Below are 16,460 nucleotides of genomic sequence, written 5' to 3' on the forward strand. Positions count from 1 at the left end.
GATGACGATCGATGACGGCCAATGACCATGACGTGCGGAGACAAGGCATGACAGTGCTGGACCCCGGTCTGATCCAAGACCACAACCACCGCCTGCTGCGCCATGTGGCCAGCGACTACGAGCACCTGGGCGAGCAACTGGCGCGGCGCCATATCGACATCGATGCGGTGCGCCAGAAAGTCGCGGCCTTTGGCGTGGCCATCCCCAGTTGGGGCGTGGGCACCGGCGGCACCCGGTTTGCGCGCTTTCCCGGCCCGGGCGAGCCGCGCAATGTGTTCGACAAGCTGCAAGACTGCGGCGTGATCTGGCAGTTGGCCCGCGCCACCCCCGGCGTGTCGCTGCATATCCCGTGGGACCAGTGCAGCGATTGGCCCGCGCTGCGCGCCGTCGCCGATGGCTACGGCCTGGGCTTCGACGCGATCAACTCGAATACCTTTTCCGACCAGCCCGGCCAGGCGCACAGCTACAAGTTCGGCAGCCTGAGCCACACGGATGCCGGCACCCGGGCCCAGGCCGTGGCGCACAACATCGAATGCGTGGCCATTGGCCAGCGCATCGGCAGCAAGGCGCTGACGGTGTGGGTGGGCGACGGCAGCAACTTTCCGGGCCAGCAGCATTTGCGCCGCGCCTTCGAGCGCTATCTGGACAGCGCGCGCCAGATTTATGCGGCCCTGCCGGACGATTGGCGCATGTTTGTCGAGCACAAGATCTGCGAGCCGGCGTTCTACGGCACCGTGATCCAGGACTGGGGCTCCAGCTACCTGGCGGCCAGCGCGCTGGGCCCGAAGGCGCAATGCCTGGTGGACTTGGGGCACCACGCCCCGAACGTGAATATCGAGATGATCGTCGCGCGCCTGATCGCCGCAGGCAAATTGGCGGGTTTTCATTTCAATGACAGCAAGTACGGCGATGATGACCTGGACGCTGGCAGCATCGCGCCCTACCGGTTGTTTTTGGTGTTCAACGAACTGGTGGCGGCAGCGCATGAGAAACTGGCCTTCGAGCCGGCCTACATGCTCGACCAGAGCCACAACGTCACCGACCCGATCGAGAGCCTGATGACCAGTGCCGCCCAGGTGCAGCGCAGCTACGCCCAGGCGCTGATCGTCGAGCGCAGCCTGCTCGATGCCGCGCAGCAGGCCAACGATGCGCTGCTGGCCAGCCAGACGCTCAAGCGCGGCTTCGAGACCGATGTCACCCCGATCCTGCAACGGGTGCGCCTGGACGCGGGCGGCGCCATCGACCCGGTGGCTGTCTACCGCGCCAGCGGCTACCGCCAGCGGGTGGCCAAAGACCGCCCGGCCAGCGCGGGCAGCGGCGGCGGCATCGTTTGAGGCGCCCGGCAGCGGCACGATCGGCGCCGGTCCGACGGCCATGCCGGTTCCATGACAACGTTGGAGACACGGATGATGGAAAAACCACCAAAGACCTTGCGGGCGACCGCGCTGGCGGCCTTGCAGGCCGTGGCATTGGGCGCCGCGCTGGCCAGCCCGGCGCTGGCCGCAGACAAGATTGCCGTGCTCGTCAAAAGCCTGGGCATCCGCTTTTTCGACGCCGTGCACCAGGGCGCACAGGAGGCGGCCAAAGAGCTCTCGAACATCGAGATCATCTACACCGGCCCGGCCAAACCCACGGCCGAGGGCCAGATCGAGATCATCAACGCGCTGATCTCGCAAAAGGTCGCCGCCATCGTCATCTCGGCCAATGACCCCGATGCGCTGGCGCCCGTCGCTCAAGCGCGCCATGGGGCGCGGCATCAAGGTGCTGTCGTTCGACTCCGGCGTGCGCAAGGACGGCCGCATGATGCACCTGAGCGCGGCGAACGATGCGCTGATCGGTGAAAAACTGGTGCAACTGACGCAGCAGGCGATAGGCGACAGCGGCGAGATTGCCATCGTCTCGTCCACGGCCCAGGCCACGAACCAGAACATCTGGATCGAAGAAATCCGCAAGGTGCTGGCCCGGCCGGCCTACAAGGGGCTGAAACTGGTCAGCGTGGTCTACGGCGATGAGCAGATCGACAAGAGCTACCGCGAAACCCAGGGCCTGTTCAAGAGCTACCCGAACCTGAAGGCCATCATTGCGCCCGTCTCCATGGCCGTTCCGGCGGCGGCCAAGGCCGTGCAGGACGAGAAGAAAATCGGCTCGGTGTATGTGACCGGCCTGGGTCTGCCGTCCGAGATGGCCGGCCATGTCAAGAGCGGCGCGGTCAAGTCCTTTGCCATCTGGAACCCGATCGACCTGGGCTATTCCTCGATCCAGGCTGCCAGCCAGCTCATCGCGGGCAAGTTCACCGGCAAGCCGGGCGACAAGGTGTCGCTGGGCCGGGTCGGCAGCGTGGTGCTGGACGCCAACAGTGAGGCGGCGATGGCCGAGCCGTTCACTTACGACGCCAGCAATGTCGAGAAATTCGCCAAGATCTTTTGAGCATGTCTGCCCCCGGCACGATCGAATCCGGCCATCCAGCCTGATGGCCATGCCTGTTCCATGACAACGTTGGAGACACGGATGATGATGAAGAAGAAACCACTGAAAACCCTGCGGGCGACCGCGCTGGCGGCCTTGCAGGCCGTGGCATGGGGCGCCGCGCTGGCCAGCCCGGCGCTGGCCGCAGACAAGATTGCCGTGGTTGTCAAAAGCCTGGGCAACGGGTTTTTCGACGCCGTGAACCAGGGCGCGCAGGAGGCGGCCAAAGAGATCAAGAACATCGAGATCATCTATACCGGCCCGGCCAAATCCACGGCCGAGGGCCAGATCGAGATCATCAACGCGCTGATTTCGCAAAAGGTCGCCGCCATCGTCATCTCGGCCAATGACCCCGATGCGCTGGCGCCGTCGCTCAAGCGCGCCATGGGGCGCGGCATCAAGGTGCTGTCGTTCGACTCCGGCGTGCGCAAGGACGGCCGCATGATGCATCTGAGCCCGTCGAGCAACGCGCTGATCGGTGAAAAACTGGTGCAACTGACGCAGCAGGCGATAGGCGACAGCGGCGAGATTGCCGTCGTCTCGTCCACGGCCCAGGCCACGAACCAGAACATCTGGATCGAAGAAATCCGGAAGGTGCTGGCCCGGCCGGCCTACAAGGGGCTGAAACTGGTCAGCGTGGCCTACGGCGATGACCAGATCGACAAGAGCTACCGCGAAACCCAGGGCCTGTTCAAGAGCTACCCGAACCTGAAGGCCATCATTGCGCCCACCACCATTGGCGTGGCGGCGGCGGCCAAGGCCGTGCAGGACGAGAAGAAGGTCGGCTCGGTGTATGTGACCGGCCTGGGTCTGCCGTCCGAGATGGCCGGCCATGTCAAGAACGGCGCGGTCAAGTCCTTTGCCATCTGGAACCCGATCGACCTGGGCTATTCCTCGATCCAGGCTGCCAGCCAGCTCATCGCGGGCAAGTTCACCGGCAAGCCGGGCGACAAGGTGTCGCTGGGCCGGGTCGGCAGCGTGGTGCTGGACGCCAACAGTGAGGCGGCGATGGCCGAGCCGTTCACTTACGACGCCAGCAACGTCGAGAAATTCGCCAAGATATTCTGAGCATGTCCGAGCTGCTGCTGAGTTTGCGCGGGGTGCACAAAAGCTACGGCGCGACCCATGCGCTGTGCGCTGTCGATCTGGACCTGCACTGCGGCCAGGTGCTGGCCCTGGTGGGCGAGAACGGCGCCGGCAAGTCGACGCTGGTCAAACTGCTCACCGGCGTGGTGCCGATGGACGCGGGCAGCATCCGGCTGCAAGGCGTGGCGCAGCAGTTTGCCAACGCCCATGCCGCGCAGGCCGCCGGCATTTTGGCCGTGCACCAGGAGACGGTGATGTTCGAGGAGCTCAGCGTGGCCGAGAACATCTTCATGGGCCGCCATCTGCTGCGCGGCTCTTTCGTCGACTGGCCGGCGATGAACGCGCAGGCCCAGGCGGCGCTGACGGACATCGGCGCGCGCTTTGGCGCCCGCACCCTGGTCAAGGACCTGAGCCTGGCCGAGCGCCATCTGGTGGAGATTGCCCGCGCGCTGTCGCAAAAGGCCCGGGTGGTGATTCTGGACGAGCCTACCGCCGCGCTGTCGCAGACCGAGATACGGGACTTCTACGGCATCGTGCGCAAGCTGCGCGCGCAGGGCGCGGGCGTGATTTTCATCAGCCACAAGTTCGACGAGATTTTTGCCTTGGCCGACCGCTACCTGGTGCTGCGCGACGGCGCGGTGGTCGGCAGCGGCGCCATGGCCGAGGCCAGCGAGCAGGAACTGCTGCGCCTGATGGCCGGCCGCGCGATCGACCAGATCTACCCGCAGATCCATTCCACGCCCGGCGAGCCGGTGTTGCGGGTGCGGCAACTGTCGCACCCGACGCAATTTCAGAACCTGAACTTCGAGCTGCGGCGCGGCGAAATTCTGGGCTTTTACGGCCTGATCGGTGCAGGGCGCAGCCAGGCCATGCTGGCCATCATGGGCCTGAACCCCCAGGCCAGCGGCCAGGTGCAGGTGCTGGGCCAAAAGCTCGACACCCGGCGGCCCGGCGCGGCGATTGCCGCCGGCATTGCCTATGTGCCCGAGGAGCGCCAGCGCCAGGGCGGCATCCTGGATTTTTCGGTGCAGGCCAACATCAGCCTGGCGGGCCTGGCGCGCTTTGCCACCGGCCCCTGGCTGTCGGCCCGCAAGGAGTCGGCGCTGTGCCGGCGCATGGTCGAGCGGCTGCGCATCAAGATCGAGTCGCCCCGGATGCCGCTGTCGGGCCTGTCGGGGGGCAATCAGCAGAAAGTGGTGATCGCCAAATGGCTCGGGCTGGAGCCGAAAATCGTGATTCTCGATGAGCCGACCAAGGGCATCGATGTGGGCGCCAAGCAGGCGGTCTACCAATTGATTGCCGAGATGGTCGGCCAGGGGCTGGCCGTGATTTTGGTGTCCTCCGAACTGTCCGAGGTGATGCACCTGGCGCACCGCGTGATCGTCATGCGCCGGGGGCTGCAAGTGGCCGAGTTTGCGCAGCAGCAGATCGATGCCGAGGCGATCGTGGCTGCGGCCTCGGGCCTGGTGGGCAGCCCGGCGGATCGGCAGGTGGCCGCATGAACCCGCGCCTGCGCCGCTCGCTGCGTGACTTGCTGTGTGACTTGCCGCGTGATTTGCTGCGCGGTGCGCCGCTGCAATGGCTGCGCGACCTGCGCCGTGAGTGGCTGCTGCTGTCGATCATCGTCGTGATCGTGCTGGCCGTCGGCGTCAGGGCGCCGGTGTTCCTGACCTGGCGCAACGGCCTGGACATTGCCAACGACTCGGCCATCCTGGCCATCCTGGTGATGGGGCAGATGCTGGTGCTGCTCACGCGCGGCATCGACCTGTCGGTGGCCTCGAACCTGGCGCTGACCGGCATGGCCTGCGCGCTGCTGGGGCGCTCGTTTGCGGACGCGAACATCGTGCTGCTGATCGCCGTCGCGCTGGCCGTCGGGGCGCTGCTGGGCAGCCTCAATGGCTGGCTCATCACCGGCTTTGATTTGCCGCCCATCGTGGTCACGCTGGGCACGCTGACGGCTTACCGTGGCGCCATTTTCGTCGCCAGCCAGGGCGCCTCGATCTCGGAGCAGGACATCCACCCGGTGATCAAGGGCCTGCCGCGCCAGGTCTGGCTCGGCTTGCCGGCATTGGTTTGGCTGGCGCTGCTGGTGCTGGCCTTGGGGGCGGTCTTCCTGAAACTGCGCCAGCAAGGCCGCGAAATCTATGCGCTGGGCGGCAACCCGCAGGCGGCCACCTATGTCGGCATCCCCGTGCTGGCGCGGCTGCGGCTGGTCTACACGCTCTCGGGCATGTTGGCCGGCCTGGCCGGGCTGCTCTGGGTGGGGCGCTATTCGATTGCCTACACCGAACTGGCGGCAGGCTATGAACTGACGGTGGTGGCGGCCTGCGTGATTGGCGGCGTGAGCATCGGCGGCGGCATCGGCACCGTGGCGGGCGCGGCGCTGGGGGTGCTGTTCATCGGCGTGGTCAACAGCGCGCTGTCGGTGATTCAGGTCTCGCCCTTTTGGCAGCAGGCGATATCGGGCGCGGTGATCCTGGTCTCCGTGACGCTGAACGCTGGCGTGCAGCGGCGCGCGGTGCGGCAGATTCTGCAACCGCAGGCCGCCGATCCAAGGGGCTTGGCATGACGGTATGGGGCCTTTGGGAGCGCGTGCTGCTGGCCTTGCTGGTGCTGTTGCTGGTGCTCTTCGGCAGCCTGCAGCCGGGCTTCATCAACGCCGAGAACCTGGCCGACAGCAGCTTCAACTTCAGCGAAAAGGGGCTGCTGGCGCTGGCGCTGGCGCTGCTCATCGTCTGTGGCGAAATCGATTTGTCGATCGCCGCCATCCTGGCGCTCAGCTCGCTGGCCATGGGCTACGGCCTGCGCGCCGGCTTCGGGCCTTGGGGCATTGCTGCGGCGGCGTTGCTCACCGGCATGCTGGCCGGCGCCGTCAATGGCCTGCTGGTCACGCGCTACCAACTGCCATCGATCGTGGTCACCATCGGCACGCTCTCGCTGTACCGCGGCCTGGCCCTGGTGGCCCTGGGCAACCAGTCGATCTCGGGTTACCCGGAAATTTTCTCCACGCTGGGCTACGCCTATCTGGGCGAACTGCTGGGCCTGCCCTGGCTTGGCATCCCGATCGAGTTCGTGCTGTTGCTGCTGTTTGCGCTGGCGGTGGGCTTGTTCCTGCACCGGACCATCATGGGCCGGCGCATCTACGCCATTGGCGCCAATCCGGTGGCGGCGCGCTTTTCCGGTATCGAGGTGGACCGCTACCGCCTGGCCTTGTTCGTGTTCGCCGGCCTGATGGCTGCGGTGGCCGCGATTTTGCTGACCGGGCGCATCGGCAGCACGCGCCCGAACATCGCGCTGGGCTGGGAACTGGACGCGATCACGATGGTGATCCTGGGCGGCGTGGCCATCGAAGGCGGGCGCGGCAGCATCGTCGGCACCATGCTGGCGGTGCTGCTGCTGGGCCTGCTCACCTTCGGCATGGGCCGGGCGAATGTGACCGGCATCGTGATGTCGATGGTGGTCGGCATGGTGCTGATTGCCGCGATGGTGTTGCCGCGCCTGTTCCGGCGCCGGGGAGCTTTCAGATGAGTACCGAAAAAGTGGCTTTTCGCATGTTCCTCATTCCCGGCTGCGCGGCCGAATACCAGCGGCGCCACGCTGCCATCTGGCCCGAACTGTCCGCGCTGCTGCGCGCCGCCGGGGTCAGTGACTACAGCATTTATCTCGACCAGGAACACCATGTGCTGTTCGCGACGCTGCGGCGCAGCCGGGCGCATGGCATGGACGCGCTGCCGGCGCACCCGGTGATGCGGCGCTGGTGGGCCCATATGGCAGACATCATGCGCTACGGCACCGATGGCACGCCGATCGTGGAGCCGCTGCCCTGCATGTTCCATATGGATTGAGGCACGGACGCACCGACGCACCGAGGAGACCGACCCGCCATGGACGCGCTGGACCTGACCCTGGTCATCGACATTGGCAAGAGCAACGCCAAGCTGCTGCTGTTCGATGCCGATGGCGCGGTGCTGGAGCAGCACAGCCGTGCCAACGCCAGCGTGACGGCGGCGCTGGGTTATCCGGCGCTCGATGTGCAGGGCCTGGCGCAGTGGATGCAGACCACCTTGCGCGGCTGCGCCAATGCCCGGCGCTGCGGCCATGTGATCGCCTCCACCCATGGCGCCGCGCTGGTGGCGCTGGACGGCGCCGGCCTGGCCTGGGAGCCGCTGGACTATGAGTTCGAGCTGGCCCTGGATGGCGCAGCGGCGCAGGTCTTTGCCGCCGGCTGCGACTTTCGCGAAACCCTGTCGCCCGATCTGCCGGGCGGCTTGAACGCGGCGCGCCAGCTCTGGTGGCTGCAAAACACCCACCCCGCTGCCTGGCGCCGCACGCGCTGCCTGATGCCGTATGCCCAGTACTGGGCCTGGCTGCTCAGCGGCGTGGCCAGCAGCGAACGGTCTGCGCTGGGCTGCCACAGCCACCTGTGGAACCCGCACCGGGGCACTTTTTCCAGTCTGGCCGTGGCCCGGGGCTGGGCGCCGTTGTTCGCCCCGCTGCGCTGGGCGCACGAGCGCCTGGGCCCGGTGCGCGCCGATGTGGCGCAGCAGTGGGGGCTGCCCCCTGCGGCGCAGGTGCATGTCGGCGTGCACGACAGCAATGCCTGCCTGGCGCGCTACCTCTATCTGCTGCGCCCGGACCGGCAGCGCCACAGCGGGCCGGCACTCACGCTGGTGACCTCCGGCACCTGGACCGTGCTGATGGCGCCCGGCGCGTCGGCCCGCCATCTGGTCGCCCACCAGGACATGCTGGCGAATGTCGACGTCATGGGCCGCATCACCCCTACCGCCCGTTTCATGGGCGGGCGCGAGTTCGCCTGCCTGCTCGACGGCGCCAGCGCCGATGCGGCCGATGGGGCCGGCGTGGCCGATGGGGCCGATCTGCAAGCGCTGATCGACGGGCCACTGCACGCTGTGCCGTCCTTCGCCTCCCAGGGCGGCCCCTTTGCCGCGCGCCAGGGTTTCGTGCTGCGCCAAGGCCAGCGCCTGACGACGCCGCTGGCCCAGGCCCTGACCGCGCGCCAGCGCGCCGCACTGGCCGCCATGTACTGCGCGCAGATGAGTTGCTGGTCGATCTGCGCGCTCTGGAATGTGCCGGGCGCAGCCGGCACGGCGGATGCGCCGGGAGCCGGCACGGTGATCGTCGAAGGCCCGCTCGCGCGCAATCGCAACTACCTGCTGGCGCTGCAAGCGCTGCTGCCCGGCGTGGCCTGCCACACCAATGCGGACAGCGTCGAAGGCACGGCCAAGGGCGCCTGGGGCCTGGTCCATGTCGCCCATGCCGCGCTGCTGGAGCCGCTCGCCCGCGTGCCGCTGCCCGGCATCGCGGCCTACCATCAGCATTGGCTGCAAGCGTTGAATTTCTCCTGAGAAGGTTGGCAAAAATGAGCACAGACAGCAGTTGCGGCGCGGCCCCTGCGCGCTATCCCGACTACTCCCTGACCGGGCTGAATGCCAGGCTGGCCATCGAACGGGGTCTGGCCGAAGCCCAGTGGTACCAAAGCCCGGTCGCGCGCGATCGGCTGCGCGCACTGCTCGAACGCCGCGACGGCCCGGCCCTGCGCGACACCATGCTGTGGTTCGCCCTGTTGTTGCTGACCGCCTGGGCCAGCCTGGCGTTGTGGGGCTCCTGGTGGGCGCTGCTGCCCTACATGGCGTATGCGGTGCTGTACGCCACGGCCTCGGATTCGCGCTGGCATGAAACCAGCCACGGCACAGCGTTCAAGACCGACTGGATGAACGATGCGCTGTACGAGATCGCCTCTTTCATGGTCATGCGCGAGTCGGTGGTCTGGCGCTGGAGCCACAACCGCCACCACAGCGACACGCTGATCGTCGGGCGGGACCCGGAAATCCAGGTCACGCGCCCGCCCGACCTGCGCGCGCTGTGCCTGAGCGTTTTCAACATCGGCACCTACCGCAGCTACTTTCCCAGCCTGCTGCGCCACGCCGGCGGGCAGATGACGGACGCGGAAAAGACCTTCATTCCGGCCAGCGAATTTCCCAAGGCGTACCGCAACGCCCGCATCGTGCTGGCCATCCATGGCGCCACTGTGCTGGCCGCGCTGCTGCTGCAAAGCTGGGGGCCGATCTTCCTGATCATCCTGCCGCACCTGTTCGGCAACTGGCTGATGATCGTGCACAACACCACGCAACACGCCGGGCTGGCAGAAGACACGCTCGACCACAGGCTCAACTGCCGCACGGTCTACATGAATCCGCTGAGCCGCTTCATCTACTGGAACATGAACTACCACGTAGAGCACCACCAGTACCCGCTGGTCCCGTACCACGCATTGCCGCGTCTGCACGAGCTGATCAAGGACGACTGCCCGCCGCCATACCGCTCGATCGCGCAGGCCTGGCGCGAAATACTGCCGGCCGTGCTGCGCCAGACCAAAGACCCCGACTACCATGTCCGGCGGCCGCTGCCCGCCGCGCCAGCGCCCAAGCCGGCAGAGCCGCCGCCGGGCTGCCGCAGCACAGGCCCGGCCGATGCCCAGGGCTGGGTGGATGCGGGGGCTGCGTCCGACCTGCGCCGGGCCGAAGCGCGGCGCTTCGACCACGACAGAAAAACCTACGCCCTGGTGCGCACCGACAGCGGCGCGCTGTATGCCACCGACGGCATTTGCACCCATGGCAACAACCACTTGGCCGACGGCTTGGTCAAGGGCAGCGTCATCGAATGCCCCAAGCACAATGGCCGCTTCAACCTGACCGACGGCTCGCCCGCGCGCGCGCCGGTCTGCCGGGGCCTGGCCACCTATCCGCTGCAAGAGCGGGCCGGCCGCCTGTGCCTGAATGTGCTGCAAGCCGGCGGCGCCGGTGCGCGCAAGCCCGGCAGCCATGCGCTGCGGGTGTTGGGCAGCCGCCATGTCGCCACCTTCATCAAGGAGTTGGTATTGGAGCCCGTCGATCCCGCGCAGAGCCTGGCCTTCGTCCCCGGGGATTACCTGCAACTGGACATCCCCGCCTATGGCGAGATTGCGCTGCGCGACCTCGACGTTCCCGCGCCCTACGCGCAAGCCTGGAAAGAGCAGGGCCTGTTCGATCTGGTGGCACGGCACCAGGAGCCTGCTGCCGCCAGGCGCAACAACTACTCGCTGGCCAGCAACGCCGCACTGGAGCGCCCGCTGCGCCTGAATGTGCGCATCGCCACACCGCCTGCCGGCCAGGACTGCCCGGTGGGCATAGGCTCGGCCTACATGTTTGCGCTCAAGCCGGGCGACCAGGTCACGGCCATCGGCCCGTTTGGCGACTTTCACATCAAGCCCACCCGGCGCGAGATGGTCTACATCGGCGGGGGCGCCGGCATGGCGCCGCTGCGGGCGCATCTGTCGCATCTGCTGGAGACGGAAAACAGCGCGCGCAAAATCAGCTTCTGGTACGGCGCCCGCTCGCGCCAAGAGCTGTTTTATGACGATCTGTTCGGCGCGCTGGCGCAGAAGCACAGCAACTTCAGCTTTCACCTGGCCCTGTCGGCCCCGCTGGCGCAAGACGCATGGACGGGCCTGACCGGGCCTGTCGATCAGGTGGTGTTGCAGCAATACCTGCGCACCCACCCCGACCCCCGGGCCTGTGAATACTATCTGTGCGGCCCCCCGGCGATGGTCCGGGCCTGCTGCGGGATGCTCGGGGCGCTGGATGTGCCCGGGCAGCAGATCGCCTATGACGAGTTTTGATCCGGCCCGGGCTGAGCACCGCACGGCCGCCCGAAGGTGCTCATACCGCAGCCGAAGGCGAAGGCACCCCAGTGATCACCGCACGGCCGCCCGAAGGTGCTCATACCGCAGCCGAAGGCGAAGGTCCCCCAGTGAGCACCGCACGGCCACCCGAAGGTGCTCATACCGCAGCCGAAGGCGAAGGTCCCCCAGTGAGCACCGCACGGCCACCCGAAGGCGCTGATACCGCAACCGAAGCGAAGGTACCCCAATGAGCGGCTTTTTCAACGACGGCAGCGCCGATGCGCCCAAGCTGCGCGTCTACCTGAACCTGGACACCTTGCTTGATCTGCGCGCCGACAGCCTGTGGTCGCACGCCGACCGGCTCGACCCGCAGGCCCGCGATGCGTTGCTGGCCAGGGACGGCTTCGAAGGCGTGCAGCGCACCGACGACGGCCCGGCGCAGCCGCAGACCTGCTTGCCCCATTGCGGAGCCAGCCGCATCGACCAGCCCGCGCAGGCCGATGCCATCGTGGCGCGCCATGTCGCGCGCGGCGACCGCTGTCTGACGCTGCACGCCGGCACTGGCCTGGAAGACGATGCCCAGGCCAGCCGCCTGGTGGAGGCGCTGCTGACGGCTGCCGACAAGCACCGCTTTGCGGTCTTTCTGGAAACCCACCGCGCAACGATCACGCAAGACCTGTGGCGCACGGTGCAACTGGTGCGGCGCTTTCCCGAACTGCGCTTGAACGGCGACTTCAGCCACTACTACTGCGGCCAGGAAATGACCTACGGCGACTGGCCGGCAAAGCTGGCCTTCATGGAGCCCATCTTTGCCCGCACCGGCTTTTTGCACGGGCGCATCGCCAGCCCCGGCTGCATGCAGGTGCCGATCACCGCTGAACTGGCCCGAAGACCCCCGCAGGCCCACGGGCAGTGTGATTTTCTGGCGCATTTTTGCGCCTTGTGGAGCCACGCCATCCGGGGTTTCGTGCAACACGCGGGCGCGGGCGACGTGCTGGTGTTTGCGCCCGAACTGCTGTCCGGCGCCTACTACTACGCGCGCTGCTGGCCCGACACACAGGGCCGCCTGGTCGAAGAATCCGACCGCTATGCCCAGGCGCTGATCTACAAAGACCTGATACGCGCGCTGTTTGCCCAGGTGCAGCAAGACACTGCGCGCCCGGCCGCCTGACTCCCTACCGGCCCTGCGCGCCCCGGTGCGCCCAAGCCGTGGTGCGGGTTTCGATGGCGTGAAAAAGCGCATACATCGCCATCGCCAGCGCGCCCACCACGATCAGCCCGGCAAAGGCCAGGCCCATTTGCATCGATGCGCCGGCGCTGATCAACAGATAGCCTATGCCCTCGTTGGCCGCCGTCATCTCCGACACCGTGGTGCCCACGAAGGCGAGCGTGATCGCCACCTTCAGCGCGCCAAAAAAGTACGGCAGCGAGCGCGGCAGGCCCACCTTGAGCAGCAGGTCCCGGCGCGTGGCGCCGAGCACGCGCAGCACGTCTTGCAACTCCGGCTCCAGCGTGGCCAGGCCCGTGGCGACGTTGACCATGATCGGAAAGAAACTGATCAGAAACGCCGTCAGGATGGCCGGGCCTGCGCCAATGCCGAACCAGACCACGAAAATGGGCACCAGCGCGGCTTTGGGCAGCGCGTTGAAAGCCGTCATCAGCGGGTACAGCGCGGCATAGGCCAGGCGCGAACTGCCGATCACGAAACCCAGCAGCACCCCGACGACGATGGCCAGGCCAAACCCGGCCAGCGTGACCCACAAGGTGCGCCAGGCATGGCCCGCGATCACGCTGCCGAACTCTGCCAGTTGCGTGGCAATGGCCCAGGGGCTGGGGAAGATGAATTCGGAGACCTCGAACACCGAGCAGATGATCTGCCACAGCACGGTGGTGCCGAGCAGCAGGAGCCACGGCGACCAACGTTCCAGGGTTTTGCTGTGCATGGGCAGGGGCCTCATTGCGGCATCGGCGGCATCGGCGGCACCGGCTGCATCGGCTGCATCGGCGCGCCGGTCTGGCGCAGCGCGCCGATATGGCCGCGCAAATCGTGCACGATGCTGCTGAATTCCCGCGTGTAGGTGATCTCCAGTTCGCGCGGGCGGGGCAATGCAATCTGCTGGCGCAGGACGAAGCGGCCCGGGCCTGGGCTCATCACATACACGGTATCGGCCAGAAACACCGACTCGCGCAGGTCATGCGTGACCAGGATCACGGTAAAGCGCTGCTCGCTCCACAGGTCGCGCAAGATGCACCACAGCTCTTCGCGGGTGAACGCATCGAGCGCGCCGAAAGGCTCGTCGAGCAGCAGCAGCCTGGGCTCATGGATCAGCGCGCGGCAGATGCTGGCGCGTTGCTGCATGCCGCCCGAAAGCTGCCAGGGGAATCGCTCCTCATGGCCGGCCAGGCCCACCTTGTGCAGCAACTGGCGCGCGCGCTCTGCGTAGGCCCGGCGCTGCTGCTTGAACTGGCTGCGGTAGGGCTCGACGATCTCCAGCGGCAGCAGCACGTTGTCGAGTATGTTGCGCCAGGGCAGCAGCGACGGCGCCTGAAAAGCCATGCCCGATATCTTCAGCGGCCCGGTCACGGCGCGACCGTCGATCAGGATCCGGCCCCGCGATGGCAGTTGCAGGCCCGTGGCCAGCTTCATGAAGGTCGACTTGCCGCAGCCCGAAGGGCCGACGATGGCGCTGAACGCGCCCTGGGGCACCTGCAAGTCGATGGCCTCGACGGCAAACGGCCCGCGCAACCCCTGGCCGTAGGCCAGCCAGACATCGCGGAAATCGACGAAACAGGGGTCGGTAGCGGGCATCGATGTGGTTGCTCAGGACGCTCGCAGGCGCATGGAAACGAGGCGCATGCAGCCATCGAACGAACGGTGCAATGGGGAGATGGTGGGATGGGATGGGGTGGGATGGCGGGATGGCGGCTACTTGCCGGGCAGGATGTTGCGTTGCGCCGCGTCGGGCAGAAAACTGGCGTTCCACATCGCATCGGCCTGGACCCGGGTCTTGGTGCCGAACGCATCCGAGACCTGCGAGGCCATCAGCGCCAGGCGCGCGGCCTGCACCTGGCCAAAACCCTCGGCACGCGCGCCGGGGGTGTCGATCACGCTGTCGATGGCCAACTGCAAGCGGCGGATTTCCAGCGGCACATTGACGATGCCGTCGCGCGCCTTCACATGGTCGATGGCGGCGCCAGGGTTGGCCAGCACCTCCCGGGCACCCCGGGTGAAAGCCTGCAAAAAAGCCTTGATCGCCGCCGGGTTCTGCGCGATCAGCCGGGGCGAGGCAATGATCACGTTGCCATAGAACCGGACCCCGAAATCGGCATAGGGCAGCAGCAGCACATCGGCCGCCTTGGCGCCACGGGCCTGCAGGTTCAGCAGCGAGGTGAAGCCAAAGCCCGTGATAGCGTCGACATCGCCGCGCAGCAGCATGGTCTCGCGCAAAGGCGGGTCCATCGTGACCCATTGCACATGGCCCAACTGGTTGGCCTTCTGGAAGATCGGGAAAGCGCGCCGGCCGGCGTCGAACACCGGAGCGCCCAGCCGCTTGCCGGCCAGGTCGGCGGGCTTGCGGATGCCGCTTTTTTTCAGCGCCAGCACCGAGGCCGGCGTGTCGTGGTAGACCACCATCACCGCCACCGGCTTGTTCGGCGCATCCGGGTTGTTGGCGTGAAACTCCATCAGCGCAGCCATGTCGGCAAAACCCATGTCGTAGCTGCCCGATGCCACGCGCTGCACCGCGCCGCCCGAGCCATTGCCCGCATCCACCGTCACATCCAGACCGGCGGCCTTGAAATAGCCCTTGGCCACCGGCAGCAGAAACAGCGCCGAAGGGCCCTCGAAACGCCAGTCGAGCTGGAACCGGATCGGGGTTTGCGCTTGCGCCAGCGGGGCCATGCCGGCGGCGGCCAGCCATGCGGCCGATTGCAGGAACGATCGTTTCTTCATGGGGCTACGGTGGTGTGCAAGGGCAGGGCGGGCGACCGGGTTTACACAGCCGCCCGGCCCGGGGAGCAAGACCTGAGCAAGAACGATGCCGGCTTGCGTGCCAGCGCACCAGCGCCAACGGCGCAACGGCTGCGCGCGGCGGTGTGCGGCGTTGTGCGGCAATGCGGCCAGGCCCGAGCGCCGGCGCTGCGCACCGGGCAGCGCGCGGTGTGCGGGACGACGACGGCGCAGACCGAGGTGCGGAGCGCCGCTGGTCTGGCGTGGGCTGCAACGATCCGGGCTGTGGGGCTGCCGGGCGCGCAGATCACAGCCGAATCCAGTCCGGCGGCTGCGGGCTTTGCGCTACGGCGGCGCGGGTCGGAATGGAGGGCTGGGCGCCGGCCTGCAACACGCACAGGGTGGCGGCCCGTATGCCTTGGCGCACGGCCGCGTCGAGCGCTTGCTGCTGCGCCAGCGCCACGGCGAGTGCGCCGAGAAAGGTGTCGCCGGCAGCCGTGGTGTCGACGGCTGCGACCATTTGGCCCGGGTGGTGGCGGCAGCCGGCGGCATCGGCGGCCACTGCGCCTGCCGCGCCCAGCGTGACCACCACCCGATCCGGCCCCAGCGCGCACAGCGTTTGCGCCGCCACGGCCGCATCGGCCGGGGTGGCGACGGCGCTGCCTGCCAGGGCGGCGGCCTCCACTTCGTTGACGACCAGCGTGTCCACCAGCGGCCACAGCGCCCCGGGCAGGGCTTGCAATGCCGGCAACGGCGCCATCGGCGAGGGGTTGAGCAGCACCGGGCAGCCCGCTGCCTGCGCCTGGCCTGCGGCGGCCAGCACCTGGGGCAGCGGAATCTCGAACTGCATGACCAGGCAATGCGCCTGGCGCAGGCTGGCGCGCAGTGCGTCGGTGTCGAGCATGAAGCGGCCGTTGGCGCCGGGCACCACGACGATGCGGTTTTGCGCCGCCGCGTCGACCGTGATCGCGGCCATGCCGGTGTCCGCGTTCGGGTCGGTCTGCACGCCGCTGTGGTCTATGCCGTCGGCATCGAGCCTGGCGCGCAGGATGCGGCCATGGGCGTCGTCGCCGATGCGGCCAAACATCTGCACCTGCGCGCCCTGGCGGACGCAGGCCACGGCCTGGTTGCCGCCCTTGCCGCCGGGCAGCAGGTGCAGCGCGTCGGCGAGCACGGTTTCGCCAGGGCCTGGGGCATGGCGCACTTGCAGCACCAGGTCGATGTTCAGGCTGCCGACGACGGCGATGCGCGGGCGGCGGGTGCACGGGGTGGTCATGG

15 protein-coding genes are annotated in these 16,460 nt (G+C 67.5%); 11 read left to right on the forward strand and 4 right to left on the reverse strand.

Annotation, left to right across the window (positions count from 1 at the left end):
• The first annotated feature begins 47 nt into the window (after window positions 1-47).
• The 11 genes from rhaI (at window position 48) to VEIS_RS10385 (ending at window position 12,404) form a co-directional block, all read left to right on the forward strand.
• Window positions 48-1,334, forward strand: a complete 1,287-nt coding sequence (gene rhaI, locus VEIS_RS10340) for an L-rhamnose catabolism isomerase (RefSeq protein WP_011809871.1) — start codon at window positions 48-50, stop codon at window positions 1,332-1,334.
• Between the two features lie 75 nt (window positions 1,335-1,409).
• The gene (locus VEIS_RS31330) at window positions 1,410-1,841 is read left to right on the forward strand and encodes a substrate-binding domain-containing protein (protein ID WP_332253976.1); all 432 of its coding nucleotides are present in this window, start codon (window positions 1,410-1,412) and stop codon (window positions 1,839-1,841) included.
• On the forward strand, window positions 1,744-2,427 hold the full coding sequence (locus tag VEIS_RS10345) for a substrate-binding domain-containing protein (RefSeq protein ID WP_332253985.1): 684 nt from the start codon (window positions 1,744-1,746) through the stop codon (window positions 2,425-2,427). Before VEIS_RS31330 ends, VEIS_RS10345 begins: the two co-directional genes overlap by 98 nt.
• Before the next feature lie 81 nt (window positions 2,428-2,508).
• A complete protein-coding gene (rhaS, locus tag VEIS_RS10350) occupies window positions 2,509-3,534 on the forward strand; it encodes a rhamnose ABC transporter substrate-binding protein (RefSeq protein WP_011809873.1) in 1,026 nt (341 codons plus the stop codon).
• A gap of 2 nt (window positions 3,535-3,536) precedes the next feature.
• Entirely contained in the window at window positions 3,537-5,054 is a 1,518-nt protein-coding gene (locus VEIS_RS10355) for a sugar ABC transporter ATP-binding protein (RefSeq protein ID WP_011809874.1), read from the forward strand.
• Window positions 5,051-6,121, forward strand: a complete 1,071-nt coding sequence (locus VEIS_RS10360) for an ABC transporter permease (protein WP_011809875.1) — start codon at window positions 5,051-5,053, stop codon at window positions 6,119-6,121. Before VEIS_RS10355 ends, VEIS_RS10360 begins: the two co-directional genes overlap by 4 nt.
• Window positions 6,118-7,080 carry an ABC transporter permease gene (locus VEIS_RS10365; protein ID WP_011809876.1) on the forward strand — a complete coding sequence of 321 codons (963 nt, stop codon included), beginning with the start codon at window positions 6,118-6,120 and terminating at the stop codon, window positions 7,078-7,080. Before VEIS_RS10360 ends, VEIS_RS10365 begins: the two co-directional genes overlap by 4 nt.
• Window positions 7,077-7,397: an L-rhamnose mutarotase gene (locus VEIS_RS10370; protein WP_011809877.1), complete on the forward strand. Its 321-nt coding sequence runs from the start codon at window positions 7,077-7,079 to the stop codon at window positions 7,395-7,397. Before VEIS_RS10365 ends, VEIS_RS10370 begins: the two co-directional genes overlap by 4 nt.
• Before the next feature lie 39 nt (window positions 7,398-7,436).
• A complete protein-coding gene (locus tag VEIS_RS24725) occupies window positions 7,437-8,918 on the forward strand; it encodes an FGGY-family carbohydrate kinase (protein ID WP_011809878.1) in 1,482 nt (493 codons plus the stop codon).
• Between the two features lie 14 nt (window positions 8,919-8,932).
• Window positions 8,933-11,230, forward strand: coding sequence for a fatty acid desaturase (locus VEIS_RS30460; protein WP_011809879.1), 2,298 nt, complete (start codon window positions 8,933-8,935; stop codon window positions 11,228-11,230).
• Window positions 11,231-11,480: 250 nt separating this feature from the next.
• On the forward strand, window positions 11,481-12,404 hold the full coding sequence (locus VEIS_RS10385; protein WP_011809880.1) for a hypothetical protein: 924 nt from the start codon (window positions 11,481-11,483) through the stop codon (window positions 12,402-12,404).
• Between the two features lie 4 nt (window positions 12,405-12,408).
• On the opposite strand, the gene VEIS_RS10390 is transcribed toward VEIS_RS10385, so the two are convergent.
• From VEIS_RS10390 to VEIS_RS10405, 4 genes are all read right to left on the reverse strand, one after another.
• Window positions 12,409-13,176 carry an ABC transporter permease gene (locus VEIS_RS10390; RefSeq protein WP_011809881.1) on the reverse strand — a complete coding sequence of 256 codons (768 nt, stop codon included), beginning with the start codon at window positions 13,174-13,176 and terminating at the stop codon, window positions 12,409-12,411.
• 11 nt (window positions 13,177-13,187) lie between these two features.
• A complete protein-coding gene (locus VEIS_RS10395; protein WP_011809882.1) occupies window positions 13,188-14,042 on the reverse strand; it encodes an ABC transporter ATP-binding protein in 855 nt (284 codons plus the stop codon).
• Between the two features lie 117 nt (window positions 14,043-14,159).
• Window positions 14,160-15,185, reverse strand: a complete 1,026-nt coding sequence (locus VEIS_RS10400; protein ID WP_011809883.1) for an ABC transporter substrate-binding protein — start codon at window positions 15,183-15,185, stop codon at window positions 14,160-14,162.
• Window positions 15,186-15,489: 304 nt separating this feature from the next.
• Complete coding sequence (locus VEIS_RS10405) at window positions 15,490-16,458, reverse strand: ribokinase (RefSeq protein WP_011809884.1); 969 nt, start codon at window positions 16,456-16,458, stop codon at window positions 15,490-15,492.
• Window positions 16,459-16,460: the final 2 nt, after the last annotated feature.

Source organism: Verminephrobacter eiseniae EF01-2 (assembly GCF_000015565.1).
Taxonomy (GTDB): Bacteria; Pseudomonadota; Gammaproteobacteria; order Burkholderiales; family Burkholderiaceae_C; genus Acidovorax; species Acidovorax eiseniae.